General features: G+C 71.5%; 4 protein-coding genes. 1 reads left to right on the top strand and 3 read right to left on the bottom strand.

Annotated features, from left to right (window positions below; all coding sequences use genetic code 11):
• Nucleotides 1–80 precede the first annotated feature (80 nt).
• Nucleotides 81–743 (bottom strand): helix-turn-helix transcriptional regulator, encoded by a 663-nt coding sequence (locus ACFWFI_RS41460; protein ID WP_033300087.1) that lies wholly within the window; start codon nucleotides 741–743, stop codon nucleotides 81–83.
• A gap of 219 nt (nucleotides 744–962) precedes the next feature.
• Complete coding sequence (locus ACFWFI_RS41455) at nucleotides 963–1,622, bottom strand: DUF3000 domain-containing protein (protein ID WP_387400934.1); 660 nt, start codon at nucleotides 1,620–1,622, stop codon at nucleotides 963–965.
• A gap of 92 nt (nucleotides 1,623–1,714) precedes the next feature.
• Between ACFWFI_RS41455 and hemE the strand changes: the two genes are divergently transcribed.
• Nucleotides 1,715–2,824, top strand: coding sequence for a uroporphyrinogen decarboxylase (gene hemE, locus ACFWFI_RS41450; RefSeq protein WP_387400932.1), 1,110 nt, complete (start codon nucleotides 1,715–1,717; stop codon nucleotides 2,822–2,824).
• Here the strand turns inward: hemE and ACFWFI_RS41445 are convergent.
• Nucleotides 2,825–4,134 (bottom strand): FAD-dependent oxidoreductase (locus ACFWFI_RS41445; protein ID WP_387400930.1); only part of this gene is annotated, 1,310 nt, incomplete at its 5' end.

Genomic DNA, 4,134 nt, shown 5'->3' with positions numbered 1-4,134 from the left:
GGAACGTTCCGTCGACGGGCGACCATGCACGTAAACCGGCCGGTAACGCATCCGCGCCGGTGCCGGCGGGATGGCAGGGGTCAGTGGATGATGCCCGTACGCAGGGCCACGGCGACCATTCCGGCGCGGTCTCCGGTGCCGAGCTTGCGGGCGATGCGGGCGAGGTGGCTCTTCACCGTGAGGGCGGAGAGGCCCATCGAGACGCCGATGGCCTTGTTGGACTGGCCTTCGGCGACCAGGCGGAGCACCTCCACCTCACGGCCGGAGAGTTCGCGGTAGCCGCCCGGGTGGCTCGGGGAACCGGGAGGCCTGCGGTGCATTCGGGCGGCGTTGGCTCCGATGGGGGCGACGCCGGGGCGGGTGGGGTGGCCGATGTTGGTACGGGTGCCGGTGACGACATAGCCCTTCACTCCGCCCGCGAGGGCGTTGCGAACCGCGCCGATGTCATCGGCGGCGGAGAGGGCGAGGCCGTTCGGCCAGCCGGCGGCTCGGGTCTCGGACAGCAGGGTCAGCCCGGAACCGTCGGGCAGGTGGACGTCGGCAACGCAGATGTCGCGCGGGTTGCCGACGCGGGGGCGGGCCTCCGCGATGGACGACGCCTCGATGACGTCACGAACTCCGAGTGCCCACAGATGGCGGGTGACGGTGGAACGGACTCGGGGGTCGGCCACGACGACCATGGCCGTCGGCTTGTTCGGGCGGTAGGCGACCAGGCTTGCGGGCTGCTCGAGGAGAACGGACACCAGGCCTCCTGGGGAGTGGCGGGACGGGCCGGCTCGGGGATGAAGCCGGGGCGAACCATGCTTGAAGGGTCATTGACCTCTTCGGCAGCAGGTGCGTCCTCCTTTAGAGGAAGATCACGATTTAGTGAGTAACAATTCGGGCAAATAGGACGCGCGATCGATTGTACGAAAAGAGAGCCGGTCCCTGTGCGACCGGCTCTCTTCGAAGATGACGCAGTGTTATGAGACCTGAGGCCCACGCCGCTGGGGCAGGGTCACCACCGCCGCGTCGGCGGTGCCCGACGGCGGCAGCCCGGCCAGCTGGCAGAGCAGATCGCCCCAGGCGACCAGATGTGCCGCCATGTCCGGCACCCCGCCGCGCCCCTCGCGCGGCGTCCACGAGGCCCGGATCTCGATCTGCGTCGCCGGACGGCGCGCGGACAGCGCGCCGAAATAATGCGAACCGGCGCGCGTCACCGTCCCGCCGGCCTCCCCGTACGAGAGTCCCCGGGCGTCCAGCGCTCCCGTGAGCCAGGACCAGCACACCTCCGGCAGCAGCGGGTCGGCCGCCATCTCCGGTTCGAGTTCGGCCCGTACGAGCGTCACCAAGCGGAACGTGCCCTGCCAGGCGTCGTGTCCGGAGGGGTCGTGCAGGAGGACCAGGCGGCCGTCGGCGAGATCGTCCTCGCCCTCCACGACGGCGGCCTCCAGGGCGTACGCGTGCGGGGCGAGCCGCTGCGGCGGCCGTGTGGGCTCGACCTCCAGTTCGGGGCGCAGGCGGGCGGAACGCAGCGCGTCGACCGCCGACCGGAACGCGAGCGGGACGGTGTCGCCGTCCGCACCCTCCTCGCTGTCAGTGCCATCGGAATGATCGGAAAATTGTCCCTGAGCCGGAGCCATGCGGGGAAGAGTAGGCGGAACCGGAGCGCCGTGCAGGGAGGGACACCCATGCGGCGTCCGGCTCGTTGCCGCTCCGTGCGAAGATTCTGTGCGTGAGTGCCAACGACCTTCCCCAAGAGCTCAGCTCCGTCCGATCAGGGGAGGGCCCGTCCTCGGGCCTGCGGACGACCCCCGCCACCCATGAATCGGCGTTCCTCAAGGCCTGCCGCCGCGAGCCGGTGCCGCACACCCCGGTCTGGTTCATGCGTCAGGCGGGGCGCTCGCTGCCCGAGTACCTGAAGGTCCGCGAGGGCATCGCGATGCTCGACTCCTGCATGATGCCGGAGCTGGTCACCGAGATCACGCTGCAGCCCGTACGCCGTCACAAGGTCGACGCCGCGATCTACTTCAGCGACATCGTCGTACCGCTCAAGGCCATCGGCATCGACCTCGACATCAAGCCCGGCATCGGCCCGGTGATCGCCGAGCCGATCCGCACCCGCGCCGATCTGGCCCGGCTGCGCGACCTCACGCCCGAGGACGTCCCGTACGTCACCGCGGCCATCGGGATGCTCACCGCCGAGCTCGGCTCCACGCCGCTGATCGGATTCGCCGGTGCGCCGTTCACCCTCGCGAGCTACCTCGTGGAGGGCGGCCCGTCCCGCAACCACGAGCGCACCAAGGCCATGATGTACGGCGACCCGGAGCTCTGGGCCGACCTGCTCGACCGGCTCGCGGAGATCACCGGCGCGTTCCTGAAGGTCCAGATCGAGGCCGGCGCCTCCGCGGTCCAGCTCTTCGACTCCTGGGTCGGCGCCCTGGCCCCCGCCGACTACCGCCGCTCCGTGATGCCCGCCTCCGCGAAGGTCTTCGACGCCGTCGCCCCGTACGGTGTCCCGCGCATCCACTTCGGCGTCGGCACCGGCGAGCTGCTCGGCCTGATGGGCGAGGCCGGCGCGGACGTCGTGGGCGTGGACTGGCGCGTCCCCATGGACGAGGGCGCCCGCCGGGTCGGCCCCGGCAAGGCGCTCCAGGGCAACCTCGACCCGGCGGTGCTGTTCGCGCCGACCGAGGCGGTGGAGGCCAAGACCCGCGAGGTGCTCGACGCGGCCGCCGGTCTCGAGGGCCACATCTTCAACCTCGGGCACGGCGTCATGCCGACGACCGACCCGGACGCCCTGACGCGCCTGGTGGAGTACGTCCACCAGCAGACGGCTCATTAGTCAGCCGCCCGCCGCCCGCACCGCCGACACGGCCTTGCGGGCGGCCACCAGGACCGGGTCCCAGACCGGGGAGAACGGCGGGGCGTAGCCGAGGTCGAGGGCCGTCATGGCCTCCACCGTCATCCCGGCGGTGAGCGCCACCGCCGCGACGTCCACGCGCTTCGCAGCCCCCTCACGGCCGACGATCTGCACACCCAGGAGCCGGCCGGTGCGGTACTCCGCGAGCATCTTCACCGTCATCGGCTTCGCTCCCGGGTAGTAGCCGGCGCGGCCCGTCGACTCGATGGTCGCCGTGACGTAGCGCAGGCCGACCGCCGTCGCGTCCTTCTCGCGCAGCCCGGTCCTGGCGATCTCCAGGTCGCAGACCTTGCTCACCGCAGTGCCGACGACGCCGGGGAACGTGCCGTATCCGCCCCCGACGTTGGCTCCGATGATCTGGCCGTGCTTGTTCGCGTGGGTGCCGAGCGCGATGTGCCGGGTGCGGCCGGCGACCAGGTCCAGGACCTCGACGCAGTCCCCGCCCGCCCAGATGTCGTCCTGCCCCGTGACCCGCATCGACAGGTCCGTCAGGAGACCGCCGTGCGGACCCAGCGGCAGACCGGCCTCGCGGGCGAGACCGGTCTCCGGCTCGACACCGATGCCGAGCACCACGACGTCCGCGGGGTAGGTGCCCCCGTCCGTGACGACCGCCGTGACCCGGCCGTCCCGGCCGGTGTCGACGCGGGTGACCGCGGCGCCGTTGACCGTGGTGATGCCCAGTCCGTCCATCGCGTCGTGGACCAGTCGCCCCATGTCCGGGTCGAGTGTCGCCATCGGCTGCGCGCCGCGGTTGAGCACCGTCACCTCGAAGCCGCGCTTGAGCATCGCCTCGGCCATCTCGACGCCGATGTAGCCCGCGCCGACGACGACCGCCCGGCGCCCCGGAGCCCGGTCGAGGGACTCCAGGAGCGCCTGGCCGTCGCCCAGGGTCTGTACGCCGTGGACGCCCGGAGCGTTGATCCCGGGCAGGTCCGGGCGCACCGGCCGGGCGCCGGTGGCGATCACCAGCTTGTCGTAGCCCGTCCAGTAGGTCTCACCGCTGTCGCGGTCCAGCGCCCGGACACGGTGCCCGGCGACGTCGATCTCCGTCACCTCGGTACGGGTGCGCAGATCGATGGAACGGGCCCGGTGCTCCTCGGGCGTACGGGCGATGAGGTCGTCGAGCCCCTCGACGTCGCCGCTCACCCAGTACGGGATGCCGCAGGCGGAGTACGACGTGAAATCGCCGCGTTCGAAGGCGACGATGCTCAACTCCTCGGGCCCCTTGAGCC

It is taken from the genome of Streptomyces sp. NPDC060209 (assembly GCF_042728155.1).
In the GTDB taxonomy this organism is placed as follows: domain Bacteria; phylum Actinomycetota; class Actinomycetes; order Streptomycetales; family Streptomycetaceae; genus Streptomyces.
Note: the sequence above shows the minus strand (reverse complement) of the source record. Positions and strands in the feature narration are given on the sequence as shown.